Origin of the sequence: Flavobacterium zubiriense (genome assembly GCF_041729725.1) — a bacterium.
Classification (GTDB): domain Bacteria; phylum Bacteroidota; class Bacteroidia; order Flavobacteriales; family Flavobacteriaceae; genus Flavobacterium; species Flavobacterium zubiriense.
The window spans coordinates 142,738-158,320 of sequence record NZ_JBCFQL010000010.1 but is presented as its reverse complement, the minus strand read 5'-3'; the positions used below and the strand labels follow the sequence as shown (position 1 = coordinate 158,320).

The following is a 15,583-nucleotide window of genomic DNA, read 5'->3' as shown; positions in this document are numbered from 1 at the left end:
CAACCTAAGAAAATAAGCTAAATGAATATTTTAGACGACTTAAAATTACAATACAAACAAGGAGGAGTAGCTCAAAGATTGATCTATTGGAATATTGCTTTCTTTTTGATTTCCTTTGTTCTTCCAGGTCTACTTGGGTTGTTTAGTGTGAATGTAAATTTATTGCAGTACGTTAGCTTATCATCTAATCCATCCGACTTTTTATGGAAACCCTGGTCAATACTTAGTTATTCTTTCTTTCATTTTGACTTTTTTCATATTCTTTTCAATTTGCTGGTTCTTAATTTTTCCAGCCAATTGTTTTTAACTTTTTTTACTCAAAAACAACTTTTTGGACTGTATGTTTTGGGCGGGATTTTTGCTGGTGCTGTATTTGTTGCCAGTTATTATTTTCTAAATATCAATTCGGCTATTGTGGGAGCTTCGGGAGCAATTATGGCAGTTTTAGTTGCTGTTACGGCTTATCAGCCTTTAATGCAAGTACGTTTGTTATTAATAGGAAATGTAAAATTATGGCATTTAACTGCGGTGTTGCTTATACTAGATTTGGTACAACTTCGTTTAGGTAATATGGGTGGGCATATTTCGCATTTAGCAGGTGCTTTTTTTGGGCTTTTCTACATAAAAGCATTACAAAATGGTACAGATATGAGTATTGTAATTACTAAAATTATTGATTTTTTTGCCAATAGTTTTAGAAAATCGCCATCAACACCCTTTAAAAAAGTACATAGAAATTATTCAAAACCAGTTGAAAAGAGAACGTCTTCTAGAATTGTAACAAAGGATAAAGCGCAACAGCAAATTGATGAAATTTTAGATAAAATCAGTCAATCGGGTTATGATAGTTTAACAAAAGAGGAAAAGGATTTTTTATTCAAATCAGGAAAATAATTGTTTAAAGTTTTCTAGTTTTACTTTAGCATAAATAAAATAGAATGAAAAATCTTTCGTGGTTCAATAAAGGAATGTTTTTCTTAAACATTATTCTCATAGTCGTCACTTTTATCGCGTATGTGTTGCCTTTTTTGGCACCCAAGATTTTTCCTTTCTTGTCGGTGTTGACTTTGGTTATGCCTTTATTTTTAATTTTAAACAGTCTTTTTTTTGTGTTTTGGGCCATCCAATTTAAAAAAAGAATGATGTTGTCTGGCTTGGTTCTTTTAATGGGAATTACTTTTATTAATAAATTTTACAAGTTTTCGACTAAAGAATATCCTGAAAGCGATAAAGACTTTGTGGTAATGAGTTACAATGTTCGTTTGTTTAATTTGTTTAAATGGCAGGACAAATCAGACGTTCCAGAGTCCATTTTAGAATTTATCAATGATAAAAATCCGGATATTTTATGTGTTCAGGAATATTCTAGTTCGGCTCATCTTGACTTAAAAGTGTTTCCTCATCGTACTATTTTTATTGATGGGAAACAGATAAAAACAGGACAAGCTATTTTTTCTAAATTTCCGATTATAGAACAAGGTAAAATTGTTTTTCCCAATTCGGATAGCAATGTCGTTTTTGCAGATATTAAGAAAGGGAAGGATATTATTAGAGTGTATAACATGCATTTGCAATCCATAAAAATTTCGCCAGATGTAAATGAGATTTCTGAAAATATTGACGTGATTAACAAAGAAAAATCGCAAATGATGTTTATTCGAATAAGTAAAGCTTTTAAGCAACAACAGCAGCAAGCGGAGATTTTAAACGAGAATATCAAAGAATGTAAATATCCTGTAATTATTTGCGGAGATATGAATAACAGTGCTTTTTCTTATGTATATCGCATTATCAAAGGGAGTTCAAAAGATGCTTTTGAAGAAGCGGGACAAGGTTTTGGACAAACCTACCGATTTAAATATTATCCAGCTCGAATTGACTACATTTTTGCCGATAAACTGATGATGGTTAAAAAGTTTGAGACTTTTCCAGAATTTGATAATTCAGATCATTATCCAATTATGGCTAGACTTTCTATGGAGTAAAAGAAAGCATTTATTTATTTTGTAAAGGATTGGTGAGTTTTTGAAGCTTTCTTCTCGAAAAGATCCTTCAATAAATTTGTATTGCTGAAGCATCATTTCCATGAACCATCATGAACTAAAATATGCTTTTTTAATACCTGATTTATGTTTGATGTTCTCCTAATAGTATTCTTATAGATATATCAAACCAAACATTTTTATTTGATATTGATTTTGATAATTTAAGATGTATAAATAGAAAAGGCAACTTTTAGAGTTGCCTTTTAATTTGTTAATTGTTATAAATTCCTAATTCTTAATGATTTTTTTAATAATTTCACTCTTCGAATTAGTAACACTCAATACGTATATTCCTTTTGGTAAATCGGCAATATTTATAGATATGTTTTGTGTATTATGTACTTCTTGTTTTACAATACTTCCTGTTACGTTGTAAATATTTACCGTTGTATCGGATTGGAAACTGTCTGGTAATGAAATTGTAAACTCTCCAGTTGTTGGGTTTGGAGATACCTCCAAAGATAGTTGATTACTGTTCGTTAATACTTCTGCATTTTCAGTATCAATTGCTTGTATGTCCATGTTTTTAGTAGGTTCTGCAAATCTGCTTGCAGAACAATTTACCTGACTAACACCAGCAGCGGAACTACCAGATCCAGTAACTGCAATACCATCGTTAGTACAGCCCGCCAAAACTCTACAGTTGACAACATTTTCCAGCCAGATTCCAACACCTGTTCCATTGGTAATTCTACAGTTGTTAAGCGTACTGTTCTTACTACCTGTAAGCACAAAGTAGCCTCTACCACATTCATTTGCAATCAAGTTTTGTGTAACAATATTGTCACAATCATTTGCTAAACGTAAACCTGCGTAACCAGTTCCATTACCAGATCTGAATGCATTTACAGTTCCTAATCTACCATTAAATGTTCTATTCAATAATACACCACACTCGCCATTATTATTAGTAGTGATTGTGTTAAGTGTAAATCCATCTACACCATAAGTTTCCAATCCATGACCAGATGTGTTCAATAAACTACAATTATTTACTGCTATGGTTCTTACTATATTTTGTGCTTCGTATGGACGACTTGGATGGCTATCGATTCTAATACCAATGCCACCTCCGCTAATTCTTACATTTGTAATGGTTACATTACTGGCACGACTAGTACGAATACCAAAATTGGTATTGTTATTTAAATTCATGTCTTTAATAGTAATTGGCCCTGCTCCATCTCTAAAGAAACCCACACCAGTATGTGTTTTGTTAAAGGTTACACTGTGACAATCCAAAATCAATCCTGGTTGCAAATTGATTTGTTGATTTATTGTTCCACCCGCCAAAATGTGAACCGTACGGTTTCCTGTACCAATACATCGGTTAATGGCTGTCCCAAGACTGCTTTCTGTGCCAGAGTCAACTCCGTTGATTCGGACAGCAAATCTGGTTCCTGAAAAGGTAACTTGATTAGAATATTGTGCCGTAATCGTGTTTACAGACATTAAAATAAGTGCAAACATCACACATTTTAAAAAATTGATTTGGTAAATTTTTTTCATAAAAAATTGGTTTAGTTGTTTATATGGTGTGAAATTAAGTAAAAAAAAAATTAATAATAAAAAAATAACCATTAAGCTCTAAATATATATTTTTTTAATGATTTTTCTTAAAATGTTGTGAATGTTATTTTTTTTAGGTTCTACAGGGTTTGTGTGAAAACAAGATTCAACTAAAAGAATAAAATATAAGGCTATTTGTCAGTCCGCAGGAGTCTCAACACGAGAGTAGGGACACTTTATAGGGTGATAGATAGAGGCTGAAGATTGTATAAAAAAAATAAATTTTCAAAAATATCCAGTAGAACCAGATATTTAAATTTGTTATGTCATCCAGATTATTTCTGTAAATGTTGCCTTTGAAATAAGAAATATGAGTTATTTACAGTTCAAAATAACATTGAATTTAGTAGATTCTTCCACAATGTTGAGTCATATATGGCATATCTAGCGGAAGTAAAGTGGCGAGATGTTTTGTTGGCAAGAGCAATATTCAAACAGCTTTTGAGGTAAAAAAGCAGGTCACAATTATCATTGTAATAATGCAACCCAATCGCTCGGAATTATTTGATAATCAGTTGCTGTATTTTCAAATAATCCAAAGCGTATTTTCCTTCGTTAAACAACAAATCCAAAACGCTCAAATTGCTTAAAAATCCGTGTTTATCATCAAAAACTTGAGTGTAGCTTTCGAATTGAGATTGGTCTTTTTTTCCATCAACCAAAGTTCTTAAATCAAGAACTGCATTAGCATCTACTTCGTGAAAATATTCAGTTGTCTTCTCATAATCTAATTTCATTCGCATGCATTTTGATATGATTTCTAATGATTCAAAATTCAAATCCATTAAAAATTGATGTTTTTTTTCGAAAAAAGGAATAAAATCATCTTCGAAGAATTCAAAGAAAGGAGAGCTTCTGTAAGCTGCTTCCAGAGATTTAAAATGTTGTTTCTGCCAGTCAAAATCATTTTCTATTTGGATGTCCTTAGTCTTTTGATGGCTTGTTTTCGAATGTTTGATCGGAATATTTAAGAGTTGAATTCCGTTTGGACTATAAATGTAAGTTCGGTTTCTATTGGTTTGTTTTTGGAAATTGTCTTCCATTTCAAATACGATACTTTCTGATTGCAGTATAGCAACAAAATGACTAATCGATGGGAAATAAGAAGGGTGTAATAAGGTTTTCATTTGTTGATTTGAGGATTTGGTTATTTGTTTTCAGACTTCTCTAATTGATAATTTCTTAAAGAATTAAGTTTGTTGGTTATACTTTCCAAATGTTTTCTCAAGTTCAAATAATCTATTTCGGAGATAAAATTCAATTCGTAGGAGATGATTAATTGATTTAGTACTTCAACGGAAGATTCAAAAGCAATTGTTGAAAAATGTGCTTTATCTCTAAAGGTCTTTCTGGCATTGTCCTCGGCAATATTTGAGGCTATTGAAATCGATGCACGACGTAGTTGAGAGATTAAACCATATTTTTCGGTTTCAGGAAATTTTGTGGTTATTTGATATATCATTTTAGAAAAATCTTTGGCTTCAATCCAAACTTCTAATTTTTCAAAAGAAAATGTATACATAGTTTTGGTTATTTGTGGATTTGTATATTTGCTTTAAGATCTTATGATTGATTTTTTTAGTAATTAATTTGTAAAAATAAGAATATTTACCATAAACTATCCAATAATCAAATCCACAAATCCACAAATCCACAAATAGTCAAATTAACTATTCTTCTCTTTTCTCTTTTTCCAAAAATACTCACCAACGAAAAACGCTGCTAATAAAATCAAGAAAATTTTGAAATAAGATTGCGGTTGACCTTCGCCACTTACAGTTGTGAATACTCTATCCCAACGCACTTTGTTCAATCCTTTCCCATTAGTGTCCCAACTCATCCAGATAAACACAGGTTTCCCCACAATGTGATCTTCTGGAACATAACCCCAGTAACGGCTATCTTCTGAATTATGGCGATTATCACCCATCATCCAGTAGTAATTTTGCTTAAAAGTGTAGCTGTTAATTACTTTTCCATTTAATCTAATTTCGTTTCCAGTTACTTTTAGATCGTTTTTGGTGCCGTTGTCATCAGTTTCGTAATCCGTAATGATTCTTTGGTAAAATGGTAAACTTTCTAATGTAAGGGCTACCGTTTTGCCTTTTTGGGGGATATAAATGGGGCCAAAATTATCTTGATTCCATTTATTGATATTAGGGAAAATATTTTGCTCAACACTTTTGGAAATTTCTCTTTTTACAGATGTTATTCCAGCTGTGTTTTTTAATCTTTCAGCTCCTACGGCAGTTAAAGCTCTAAAATAAAGAGTGTCTCTCAATTCGCTTTTAAAACCTACGCCATCAGTAACATCCATTTCTCTTAATAGATTTTCTAAATCTACAGGAGGATTTTTTGTGTCTATTCCTATGGCATAAGAAAATTGAGGTTTAGCACGCTCAGGGAGTTGCAAAACTTCTCCATTGATGTATACAATTCCGTCTTTTATAGCTAAACTGTCTCCAGGAATACCTAAACAACGTTTTACATAATTTGATTTTTTGTCAATAGGCTTGATTACACCCGGTTTTCCTTTAGCTTCAAAAAAGTAATGTACGGTATCAACAGGCCAGTTAAAGACAACAATGTCTGTGCGTTTAATGTGATCTTCAATCCCAGGTAATCTTAAGTAAGGCAATAGTGGCCAGCTTAAATATGATTTTCTTTTTGTCATTGGAATCGAGTCATGAACCATCGGTAAAGCTACGGTTGTCATAGGAACTCTAGCTCCATAATTTACTTTACTAACAAATAGAAAATCACCAACTAACAGCGATTTTTCTAATGAAGAAGTTGGAATAGTATAAGGTTGTACAAAATAGGTATGCACTAATGTGGCTACAATAATAGCAAACAACAAAGAGCTTATAGTGTCTCCAGTTTTGTTTTTAGGGTGTAAACTTCTTTCTTTAGTATACTCTAATTTTTGTGTGTAATTAACGTAATAGATGTACAATCCGAAAGTTACAATTCCTAAAATAGTATCTAGTTGACTGCGTTTTCCAAAAGTTCTTAAGGTTTCTACCCAAATAACTGGAAACATAATCAAGTTGATAATTGGGATAAAAAGCAATAAAGTCCACCAAGTAGGTCGACTAATAATTTTCATCAGGACAATAGCATTATATACAGGTATTGCCGCTTCCCATTTTTTTCTTCCAGCCGCTTCATATAGTTTCCATGTTCCTAAAAAGTGAACAATTTGAATAAAAAGGAAGAATACAAACCATTGATATAGTGTCATAGTTCTTTTTAATTAAAGTTAATTTTGGTTTGATTATTGAATATTAAGCACATCTCTCATACTAAAGATGCCTTGTTTTCCTGCTAACCATTCGGCAGCAATTACAGCGCCTAAAGCAAATCCTTCACGATTGTGAGCAGTATGTTTGATTTCGATACTGTCAATGCCAGAATCATAAGTTACAGTGTGTGTACCTGGAACTTCACCTGTACGAACTGCTTCGATAAGGATATCGTTTTCTGTTGCGTTTTCAAGTGTCCAGTTGCTATAGTTACTGTTTTCGATAACACCTTGAGCCAATGAAATTGCTGTTCCACTAGGAGCATCCAATTTATGGATATGGTGAATTTCTTCCATAGTTACTTTGTAACCATCGATGTTAGCCATCATTTTAGCTAAATATTCGTTTAGACCAAAAAATAAATTCACTCCTAAACTAAAGTTGGAACTTGAAATAAAACCACCGTTTTTTTCTTTGCACAAAGCAATCATTTCGTCGTAGCGGTCTAACCATCCCGTAGTCCCTGAAACTACAGGAACATTGTTGTTAAAACTAGCAGAAATATTATCAACGGCTGCCGTAGGAACACTAAAATCAATAGCAACATCAGCATTTGAAAGTCCGTCGTAGGTGTTGAATTCATCTTTTTTCAAAACAATTTCGTGACCTCTTTCTAAAGCAATTCTTTCAATTACCTGACCCATTTTTCCGTATCCTAAAAGCGCAATTTTCATTTGTGTATTATTTAAATTAAAAAGATATTGAATGCATCAATTCTTTTGTATTCGATTAAAAGTTATAGTTAAGGCTTAGCCCTACATTTGTTTTAAAATTGATATTGTTCTGATAAAGTGTCGGTTTTACAGACAGTCGATCGTCTACGTTAAACTGCATTAATGCCGCATCAACATTGGCATCAATAATGTTTAAAACATAAAAACCTACAACAAATAAAGAGGATAAATCGCGATTACGTTGGTAGAATTTTTGCCCCGCAATCAATCGGCTATTGTCTAAAAAAGAAAATTCGTCGTCAGTATATCCTTCTAATCTTCGTTTGTACGCATCTCTAAATTCATGGTATTTTTTATTACTGTCTAAATAAAAATAAAGACTAGTTCCAATGGCACCATAAACCAATGGGATTTTCCAATACCTTTTATTATAAGCCTGACCTAAACCTGGTAAAACCGCCGAGTAAAAGGCTGCCTTAGCTGGTGTTAGAGGATCAATGTCTATCGATTTTAAAGTATCCTTAACAACTACTTCTGATTCGGCTTTTTTTTGTGCCAATGTAACAGTAGTGCTTAAGATAAAAAGAAATAGTGCTATGGAAATAATTTTGTTCACTATCCCTTAATTAGTTCCATAATTCGATTAAAATCTTCTTCAGATTGGAATGGAATAGTAATTTTTCCTTTTCCATTAGTTGCTATTTTAATATCTACTTTGTTTCCAAAATAAGAATTAAAAACTTTTTTCTGGCTTTCGTCAATATCAAAAGAAGCTGTTTTAGCTTTTGCAGCTGGTTTTGGTTTTAAACTTTCCTGATAGTTTTTTACCAAAGCTTCGGTATCGCGAACAGAAAGATTTTGACTTACAATTTTTTGATAAATATCAGTTTGTGCGTCTAAATCTTCAATGTTAATGATAGCTCTACCATGTCCCATACTGATAAAACCGTCGCGAATTCCAGTTTGGATAATCGGGTCTAGTTTTAAAAGGCGTAAATAGTTAGCAATTGTAGAACGTTTTTTTCCTACGCGCTCGCTCATTTGCTCTTGAGTCAGTTGGATTTCATCCATCAAACGTTGGTAAGAAAGAGCTATCTCGATAGGATCTAAGTCATGACGTTGAATATTTTCAACCAATGCCATTACTAGCGATTCGTTGTCGTTTGCAATTCGAATGTAAGCTGGAACGGTTTCAAGACCTATTAATTTTGAAGCACGCAAACGACGTTCTCCAGAAATTAATTGGTATTTGTTAAAATCTAATTTCCGAACAGTAATAGGCTGAATTACACCTAGTTCTTTGATGGAAGTAGCTAATTCCTTTAAAGATTCTTCGTTAAAATTGCTTCTAGGCTGAAAAGGGTTGATTTCAATAGCTTCAATTTCAAGCTCAATAATATTTCCAACAACCTTGTCTGCATTTTTGTCCTCAACCGATTTGATATCGTTTTCTGGGTCTTTTAATAAAGCAGATAAACCTCTTCCTAAGGCTTGTTTTTTTATTGCTTTTGTCATAAAACTATTGGATGTTTTTCTTTATAATTTCTTGAGCAAGGTGTAAATAATTGGTTGCCCCTTTGCTCGTAGCGTCATAGTTGATGATACTTTCGCCAAAACTTGGTGCTTCACTTAGCTTCACATTTCTTTGAATGATTGTTTCAAAAACCATATCGTTAAAATGTTTTTGTACTTCTTCCACCACTTGGTTCGATAAACGCAATCTAGAATCGTACATCGTCAATAATAAACCTTCGATGTCTAAGTCCGGATTGTGGATTTTTTGAATGCTTTTTATCGTATTCAGTAATTTACCAAGACCTTCCAGTGCAAAATATTCACATTGGATTGGAATAACCACAGAGTCGGCAGCCGTTAAAGCGTTTAGTGTTAATAAACCTAAAGAAGGGGCGCAGTCAATAATGATGAAATCATAATCGTCTTTTACACTTTCTAAAGCTTTTTTAAGCATGTATTCTCTGTTTTCCTTGTCTACCAATTCGATTTCGATAGCCACAAGATCAATGTGAGCAGGGATAACATCTACATTAGGTGCTGAACATTTTACAATAGCTTCTTTTGGGGTATTGCTATGCTCCAGAATTTGGTAGGTACCAATTTCTACACTTTCCACGTCAATACCTAATCCAGAACTGGCATTAGCTTGAGGATCAGCATCGATTAATAATACTTTTTTTTCTAAAACACCTAGTGAAGCAGCTAGATTTACAGATGTTGTAGTTTTTCCAACGCCTCCTTTTTGATTAGCAATCGCAATGATTTTGCCCATTTATTTTGTATAATTTTGAACGGTAAAAATACAATTTATTATCGTTTCTGAAAATCTATTTTGTTAACATTTGTTAAAGCTTGATTTGTTGTCTTTTGAGGAATTTTCGTTTGCTTTTAGGCTATTTTTTCAATTGATATTTTATTTTTAAGAATAGTTTGTAAAAGCAAAAAAGAGTTGTATATTTGCAGCCGCGTTACGGGGTGTAGCGTAGCCCGGTTATCGCGCCTGCTTTGGGAGCAGGAGGCCGCAGGTTCGAATCCTGCCACCCCGACAAAAACCTTCTTGTAAACCAAGAAGGTTTTTTTATTTGTAGTAATTATGTTTTACGTTTATATATTATACTCGAAAACCATCGATACTTATTATATCGGTTCTACCTCAATGTTATTGGAGGACAGATTGCGTCGTCATTTATGTTTACATAGCGGTTTTACAGGAAGGGCAAAAGATTGGGAAATAGTTTATTGTGAATCTTATGAGAATAAGAAAGAAGCAATTTTGCGAGAGCAAGAGATTAAGAAATGGAAGAGTAGAGTAAGGATAATTGAATTGATTTCAGCTTAGAACGGTTATTGCGTCCCGTTTTGAAAACGGGAAGGCCGCAGGTTCGAATTTCCGTTTTTCGGAATAAACTCTGCCACCCCGACAAAAACCTTCTTGTAAACCAAGAAGGTTTTTTTTATTTATAATATCCCGTTTTGAAATAGCGATACAGAATTAATAAAAATAAAATTAGCCACAGCTCAAAAAGATTAATATAGATTTCTTTATCAATTGTATAAAATCTTTGAAATCATTGGTAAAAAAAGACTTGGTACCTATCGAAGGATAATCATGTTTTTATTTGTCTATGTTAGGATAATAAAAACTGATTATTCTAGACTCATTTTCCAATAATAAAAACTTACTTTTGTGCTGTTTATAAAATTAAACCTTAATTATTATGTCTGATACAATCGAAAAAATAAAATGTCTTATTATAGGTTCAGGTCCTGCGGGTTATACTGCGGCAATTTATGCGGCAAGAGCTAATATGCATCCAATTTTATACCAAGGAATGCAACCTGGTGGTCAGTTGACTACAACTAATGAAGTAGAAAATTTTCCAGGATATGTTGATGGAGTTACTGGTCCGGAAATGATGATTCAGTTGCAAAAACAAGCAGAGCGTTTTGGTGCTGACATTCGTGATGGATGGGCTACAAAAGTTGATTTTTCTGGTGATATCCATAAAGTTTGGATTAATGATACTATTGAATTACACTGTGAAACGGTTATTATTTCTACTGGTGCTTCAGCTAAATATTTAGGATTACCATCAGAACAGCATTATTTAAAAATGGGTGGTGGTGTTTCGGCTTGTGCCGTTTGTGACGGATTCTTTTATAGAAATCAAGAAGTAGTCATTGTAGGTGCAGGAGATTCAGCCTGTGAAGAAGCTCATTATTTATCAAAACTTTGTAAAAAAGTAACCATGTTAGTAAGAAGCGAGAAATTTAGAGCTTCTAAAATTATGGAAGAACGCGTGCGTAAAACGGAGAATATCGAAATTTTATTAAATCATGATACGGTTGAAGTTTTAGGAGATAATCAAGTAGTGGAAGCTATTAAAGTTTTGAATAAAACCAATAATGAAACTTATGATATTCCAGCAACTGGTTTCTTTGTGGCTATTGGTCATAAACCCAATACTGATATTTTTAAAGACTTTTTAAATTTAGACGAAACAGGTTATATTATCAATACTCCAGGAACTTCTAAAACTAATATTGAAGGCGTTTTTGTTGCGGGTGATGCTGCTGATCACGTGTATCGTCAGGCAATTACAGCTGCTGGTACAGGTTGTATGGCCGCTCTTGATGCAGAAAGATATTTAGCTGCGAAATAAATTAGCAATTGTTTTAAATAAAAGAGAGGCTGTTTCATGATGTTTGAAACAGCCTCTCTTTTTTGATTGTTTTTATCTAAAAATTATTTTTTAGATAATTTTGCTTTATCGGCAAATTTATTCATTTCAATTTTAGCATCGCCATATAAATCTATTTCTGATTTTTCGTTAGCGCTGATAATGATGTCTTTTTTAGCATTTACACTGCTTTTACTATCTCCTTCAGTGGTTAATTCTATAGTGTTTATTTCTAATTTAGAAGCGTCAAGTTCGGCATTATTCTCTAATCTTATGACAGCTGTATTTACTGTTCCTTCAATTTTGGCTTTTGTTTTTTGATACATATCTAAGGCTAAATCATTAGTTGTAATCAAGGATTTTAATTCGGCGTCTTTAGAGAGTTCTATTTCAGTTTTTTCGCTTTTTAAATTCAATTCAACTTCTGAATTGCCATCGGCTTGTAAAACAAAACTCTTTGTATTGGCATTCATTAACACCTTAGAATCGTCAAAAGTTTTAATGATAAGATTATCGGTTTGGATTTCTTGAATTGCTTTAATGACGGCATCATTTTTTGATGTCACAGTATTCAAATCGGATGTGTAGGTTATTTTTATCTTTAAGGCTTTGCTTTTTTGAACTTTTTTTGAGGTTGAAAGATGCAATGTCCCATCGGTAACCTCAATATCAATAATGTCCATAAGATTGTCGTCGGCTTCAATTTTTATTTCTGGAAATTCACCTCTTTCTAAGGAAACTTCAAAGTTGTCTTCGACTTCAATTGCGTTAAAATTGCCAATATTTTTTTGCTTTGTGGTTACGCTTTTGGAACCACTTATTTTTTCTTTTTTCTGAGCTAAAATAACGTTTGTAGATAAAAAGACTAAGAGTAGGATGCTGATTTTTTTCATATTCATTTAGATTACCTACAAATATAAAGAAATCGCCTATTATTAATGGGCGATTTCTGGTTTTTTAACGGGACTTTTTGTTAATCTTGTTTAATGTTTCCTCCTGAATTAATTGTTTTTTCAATTTGCTTAGGAATCTTTTTGTATTTAATTTCTCCTGCACTATTGGCATTTGCTTTTAAACTTACACTAGGATGAATACTTATTTTTGATGCACTTGATGATTCCGCTGTTGCAGTGTTGACTAATAAATCATCAGCCTCTATTTTACTGGCACTTGATGCGTATGCATTAAAATCGATTGCCAATCCCTCCAGGTCAATTTTACTTGCGCTGCTGGATTCGGCATCTATTTTTTCGTATTCTAAGTTTAGTTTTATTTCACTTGCGCTTGATGATTTTAGCGCGATACTATTTCCTCTTAAAATTCCTTTGTTTTCAATTTTTGATGCCGAATTTGCTTCTAATTCTTTTATTATAGGTAATTTAATAATGACTTTTTTAGTAGCTGCATCATGAATCTTGGTACGTTTGTATCCAAATATTGAAAAAGTAGTTTTGCTTGTAGTATTTGAAATATACAAAGTACCATTTTCTACTTTGGTTTTTATTTTCTGCTGAAAGTCTTCATCGGTAATTACAGTAACTTCAGTATTAGTAGACTGTTCAATAACTACATTAATCCCGCAACTCACATTAATTTTATTGAAATCTTCGTCAAAATACCGAGATTCTTGAGTTATATTTCCTGAAGATTTTACGGTCTTTACGGTTTCGGTTCTTTCATAATTGATACACGAAGCAAATAATAGTATTATTAAAGAGAATAAAATAAATGTATTGAATTTAGTTTTTTGCATGACTAATTGGTTTTAATAATAATACCATTTTTATCCACTTTTAATATTGGAAGACTATTTACACTGTCTTTTGTTATTGTAATTCCATCTTTGTTGATAATTACTGATTCCGTGTTAGTGTCTTGATTGATAATCGTATTATCAAAACAATTTAAGCAGGAAACTTTAGAATAACCTACTTTGTACAATGGTTCATCAGTATCATGATCTATATTAAAAAAGTCATTGTCAGATCGGTCGTAATGATGAACACTATCATCTACTTTAAAAAGCGTTCCTTCGATTAGAAATAAGGTAATTTCAACTTCTTGATTTCTAAATTTATTCTTTAATTCCGTCAGTAAGTAATTGTCAAAAACCAATTGGTTTCCAATTATTTTATATTGGTAACGAATTTGTTCTGCTTTTTCTCTGGCTTCCGAAAATGATTTTCCTTTGGCTTCTTTTTCAATTTGGATGTAAGAATAATTTTCGTTCGATTTTTTTATTCGAAAACGCACCTCGTTCGAGTAAATGATATCATTATTAGTTGAATCAGTTGTGATTTTAAATTCGGAACGGTCATGAATGTCTTTCGAAAAATAATCATTGTGTTTGAATTTTATTAGCAAAGTGTCATTTAAAGCAATATTTAGTGTTTCTTTTTTAACAGTTCGGCCTTCGGTTGCAAAGGCTGAAGCTTGTTGTATTCCTAAGAATGTTACTAAAGTAATGGCAATAATCCAAAGCGCTACTAAAGTATATTTTGCAATAGCACCAATCGATTTTGTATTTGGAGCTAATAACTTAAATCCTAATAAAGTCAGGAAAAAGAACGGAATTCCAATGGCAAAAAACATCAATAAACCAAAAGACCAGATAGGATAATCGGTAAAATTACCTGTTTCTATAAATCCTTGCCATGGAAAATCAATAAAGGTATTGGTTCCCAAAGTGAAAACGCCAATTAATAAAAATACCAATGTAGTTAAACCAGTGATAATTAACAAAACTCCAAGAAACTTGGCTATGATTCCAAAAATACTCAGAATAAAATTCCCTAATGAATTTCCAGCTTTGTTGGCTCCGCGTTTAATTTGGTTACCATATTTGTCATAATCAACATTTTTAATTTTTTCAGAAACAGTTTCAAATTCTTGCCTCACTTTTTTTTCGATATTTGAAATATTTACGGGCTCGCCATACATTTCAAGTTTTTCAGCTGTTGTTTTGGCTTCGGGCATAACTACCCATAAAATAATATATGCCAAAACTCCAGATCCAAAAACAAATACCATTAATAGTAAAAATACTCTAAGCCATACTTTGTCAACTCCAAAATAATGTCCTAAACCAGATAGAACGCCACCAATCATGCCGTTTTCAGTATCACGATATAGTTTTCTAGATTTAACTCTAGTGTTTTGTTGGTATTGATTTTCAAAAGTTTTTGGTTCATCTTCAATGATGTAATCTTCGGGTTGTCCCATTACAGCAATAACTTCGTCTACATCTTTTAAACCTACTACGTGTTTGTCGCTTTTTTGTTTTTCGTTCAACAACTCAGCAATCCTCATTTCGATATCTTTAATGATTTCGTCTTGACCAGAAGAATTGGTAAGCGAACGTTTTATAGCGTCAAAGTAGCGTGATAATTTTTGGTATGCGTCTTCGTCTATATGAAAAAACATACCGCCTAGGTTTATGTTTACCGTTTTGTTCATGACTCTGTGTTTTGGTTTGTGATTAGGTTTACGGCATTGGATAATTCAGTCCAAGTGCCATTGAGTTCGTTCAGGAAAGTTTGACCAATTTCGGTTAGACCATAATATTTTCTTGGTGGTCCCGAGGTAGATTCTTCCCAACGATAAGTTAGTAGTCCGTCGTTTTTTAGTCGCGTTAGTAAGGGATAAATAGTGCCTTCGACGACTAATAATTTTGCGTTTTTTAATGTCTCTAATATTTCGGATGTATAGGCATCTTTTTCTTTTAAGACTGATAAGATGCAAAACTCGAGAACACCTTTACGCATCTGGGCTTTTGTGTTTTCAATGTTCATGAT

The 15,583-nt window shown here is 32.6% G+C and carries 16 protein-coding genes and 1 tRNA gene; 5 read left to right on the top strand and 12 right to left on the bottom strand.

Annotated elements, in window-relative coordinates:
* The first annotated feature begins 21 nt into the window (after positions 1–21).
* On the top strand, positions 22–894 hold the full coding sequence (locus AAGV28_RS10740) for a rhomboid family intramembrane serine protease (RefSeq protein ID WP_373406807.1): 873 nt from the start codon (positions 22–24) through the stop codon (positions 892–894).
* A 44-nt stretch (positions 895–938) separates the two neighbouring features.
* A complete protein-coding gene (locus AAGV28_RS10735; protein WP_373406806.1) occupies positions 939–1,985 on the top strand; it encodes an endonuclease/exonuclease/phosphatase family protein in 1,047 nt (348 codons plus the stop codon).
* A 288-nt stretch (positions 1,986–2,273) separates the two neighbouring features.
* Here the strand turns inward: AAGV28_RS10735 and AAGV28_RS10730 are convergent, their stop codons facing one another.
* The 8 genes from AAGV28_RS10730 to AAGV28_RS10695 all read right to left on the bottom strand — a co-directional run bounded on the left by AAGV28_RS10730 (position 2,274) and on the right by AAGV28_RS10695 (position 9,880).
* Complete coding sequence (locus AAGV28_RS10730; protein ID WP_373406805.1) at positions 2,274–3,554, bottom strand: T9SS type A sorting domain-containing protein; 1,281 nt, start codon at positions 3,552–3,554, stop codon at positions 2,274–2,276.
* 560 nt (positions 3,555–4,114) lie between these two features.
* The gene (locus AAGV28_RS10725; RefSeq protein WP_373406804.1) at positions 4,115–4,741 is read right to left on the bottom strand and encodes a WbqC family protein; all 627 of its coding nucleotides are present in this window, start codon (positions 4,739–4,741) and stop codon (positions 4,115–4,117) included.
* 20 nt (positions 4,742–4,761) lie between these two features.
* Positions 4,762–5,136 (bottom strand): four helix bundle protein, encoded by a 375-nt coding sequence (locus AAGV28_RS10720; RefSeq protein WP_373406803.1) that lies wholly within the window; start codon positions 5,134–5,136, stop codon positions 4,762–4,764.
* A gap of 144 nt (positions 5,137–5,280) precedes the next feature.
* A complete protein-coding gene (lepB, locus tag AAGV28_RS10715; RefSeq protein WP_373406802.1) occupies positions 5,281–6,858 on the bottom strand; it encodes a signal peptidase I in 1,578 nt (525 codons plus the stop codon).
* 33 nt (positions 6,859–6,891) lie between these two features.
* A complete protein-coding gene (dapB, locus tag AAGV28_RS10710; protein WP_373406801.1) occupies positions 6,892–7,593 on the bottom strand; it encodes a 4-hydroxy-tetrahydrodipicolinate reductase in 702 nt (233 codons plus the stop codon).
* Positions 7,594–7,648: 55 nt separating this feature from the next.
* Positions 7,649–8,209 carry a DUF5683 domain-containing protein gene (locus AAGV28_RS10705; protein WP_373406800.1) on the bottom strand — a complete coding sequence of 187 codons (561 nt, stop codon included), beginning with the start codon at positions 8,207–8,209 and terminating at the stop codon, positions 7,649–7,651.
* Positions 8,209–9,108, bottom strand: a complete 900-nt coding sequence (locus AAGV28_RS10700) for a ParB/RepB/Spo0J family partition protein (protein ID WP_373406799.1) — start codon at positions 9,106–9,108, stop codon at positions 8,209–8,211. The genes AAGV28_RS10705 and AAGV28_RS10700 overlap by 1 nt, the downstream gene beginning before the upstream one ends.
* Positions 9,109–9,112: 4 nt before the next feature.
* The gene (locus tag AAGV28_RS10695; protein WP_373406798.1) at positions 9,113–9,880 is read right to left on the bottom strand and encodes a ParA family protein; all 768 of its coding nucleotides are present in this window, start codon (positions 9,878–9,880) and stop codon (positions 9,113–9,115) included.
* Between the two features lie 199 nt (positions 9,881–10,079).
* On the opposite strand from AAGV28_RS10695, the gene AAGV28_RS10690 reads away from it, so the two are divergent.
* From AAGV28_RS10690 to trxB, 3 genes are all read left to right on the top strand, one after another.
* Positions 10,080–10,154 (top strand) — tRNA-Pro (locus tag AAGV28_RS10690).
* 47 nt (positions 10,155–10,201) lie between these two features.
* On the top strand, positions 10,202–10,447 hold the full coding sequence (locus AAGV28_RS10685) for a GIY-YIG nuclease family protein (protein WP_373406797.1): 246 nt from the start codon (positions 10,202–10,204) through the stop codon (positions 10,445–10,447).
* 379 nt (positions 10,448–10,826) lie between these two features.
* The gene (gene trxB, locus AAGV28_RS10680) at positions 10,827–11,771 is read left to right on the top strand and encodes a thioredoxin-disulfide reductase (RefSeq protein ID WP_373406796.1); all 945 of its coding nucleotides are present in this window, start codon (positions 10,827–10,829) and stop codon (positions 11,769–11,771) included.
* 83 nt (positions 11,772–11,854) lie between these two features.
* Here trxB and AAGV28_RS10675 read toward each other — a convergent pair whose 3' ends face one another.
* From AAGV28_RS10675 to AAGV28_RS10660, 4 genes are all read right to left on the bottom strand, one after another.
* Positions 11,855–12,682, bottom strand: coding sequence for a GIN domain-containing protein (locus AAGV28_RS10675; protein WP_373406795.1), 828 nt, complete (start codon positions 12,680–12,682; stop codon positions 11,855–11,857).
* 80 nt (positions 12,683–12,762) lie between these two features.
* Entirely contained in the window at positions 12,763–13,542 is a 780-nt protein-coding gene (locus AAGV28_RS10670; protein ID WP_373406794.1) for a head GIN domain-containing protein, read from the bottom strand.
* Between the two features lie 2 nt (positions 13,543–13,544).
* A complete protein-coding gene (locus AAGV28_RS10665) occupies positions 13,545–15,245 on the bottom strand; it encodes a PspC domain-containing protein (protein ID WP_373406793.1) in 1,701 nt (566 codons plus the stop codon).
* A complete protein-coding gene (locus tag AAGV28_RS10660) occupies positions 15,242–15,580 on the bottom strand; it encodes a PadR family transcriptional regulator (protein WP_373392508.1) in 339 nt (112 codons plus the stop codon). The genes AAGV28_RS10665 and AAGV28_RS10660 overlap by 4 nt, the downstream gene beginning before the upstream one ends.
* Positions 15,581–15,583: the final 3 nt, after the last annotated feature.

What these genes read in the sequence shown, in the direction of transcription:
- AAGV28_RS10740 (WP_373406807.1), top strand. Translation starts at nt 22, where the DNA reads ATGAATATTTTAGACGACTTAAAATTACAATACAAACAAGGAGGAGTA.
- AAGV28_RS10735 (WP_373406806.1), top strand. Translation starts at nt 939, where the DNA reads ATGAAAAATCTTTCGTGGTTCAATAAAGGAATGTTTTTCTTAAACATT.
- AAGV28_RS10730 (WP_373406805.1), bottom strand. Translation starts at nt 3,554, where the DNA reads ATGAAAAAAATTTACCAAATCAATTTTTTAAAATGTGTGATGTTTGCA.
- AAGV28_RS10725 (WP_373406804.1), bottom strand. Translation starts at nt 4,741, where the DNA reads ATGAAAACCTTATTACACCCTTCTTATTTCCCATCGATTAGTCATTTT.
- AAGV28_RS10720 (WP_373406803.1), bottom strand. Translation starts at nt 5,136, where the DNA reads ATGTATACATTTTCTTTTGAAAAATTAGAAGTTTGGATTGAAGCCAAA.
- lepB (WP_373406802.1), bottom strand. Translation starts at nt 6,858, where the DNA reads ATGACACTATATCAATGGTTTGTATTCTTCCTTTTTATTCAAATTGTT.
- dapB (WP_373406801.1), bottom strand. Translation starts at nt 7,593, where the DNA reads ATGAAAATTGCGCTTTTAGGATACGGAAAAATGGGTCAGGTAATTGAA.
- AAGV28_RS10700 (WP_373406799.1), bottom strand. Translation starts at nt 9,108, where the DNA reads ATGACAAAAGCAATAAAAAAACAAGCCTTAGGAAGAGGTTTATCTGCT.
- AAGV28_RS10695 (WP_373406798.1), bottom strand. Translation starts at nt 9,880, where the DNA reads ATGGGCAAAATCATTGCGATTGCTAATCAAAAAGGAGGCGTTGGAAAA.
- AAGV28_RS10685 (WP_373406797.1), top strand. Translation starts at nt 10,202, where the DNA reads ATGTTTTACGTTTATATATTATACTCGAAAACCATCGATACTTATTAT.
- trxB (WP_373406796.1), top strand. Translation starts at nt 10,827, where the DNA reads ATGTCTGATACAATCGAAAAAATAAAATGTCTTATTATAGGTTCAGGT.
- AAGV28_RS10675 (WP_373406795.1), bottom strand. Translation starts at nt 12,682, where the DNA reads ATGAAAAAAATCAGCATCCTACTCTTAGTCTTTTTATCTACAAACGTT.
- AAGV28_RS10670 (WP_373406794.1), bottom strand. Translation starts at nt 13,542, where the DNA reads ATGCAAAAAACTAAATTCAATACATTTATTTTATTCTCTTTAATAATA.
- AAGV28_RS10665 (WP_373406793.1), bottom strand. Translation starts at nt 15,245, where the DNA reads ATGAACAAAACGGTAAACATAAACCTAGGCGGTATGTTTTTTCATATA.
- AAGV28_RS10660 (WP_373392508.1), bottom strand. Translation starts at nt 15,580, where the DNA reads ATGAACATTGAAAACACAAAAGCCCAGATGCGTAAAGGTGTTCTCGAG.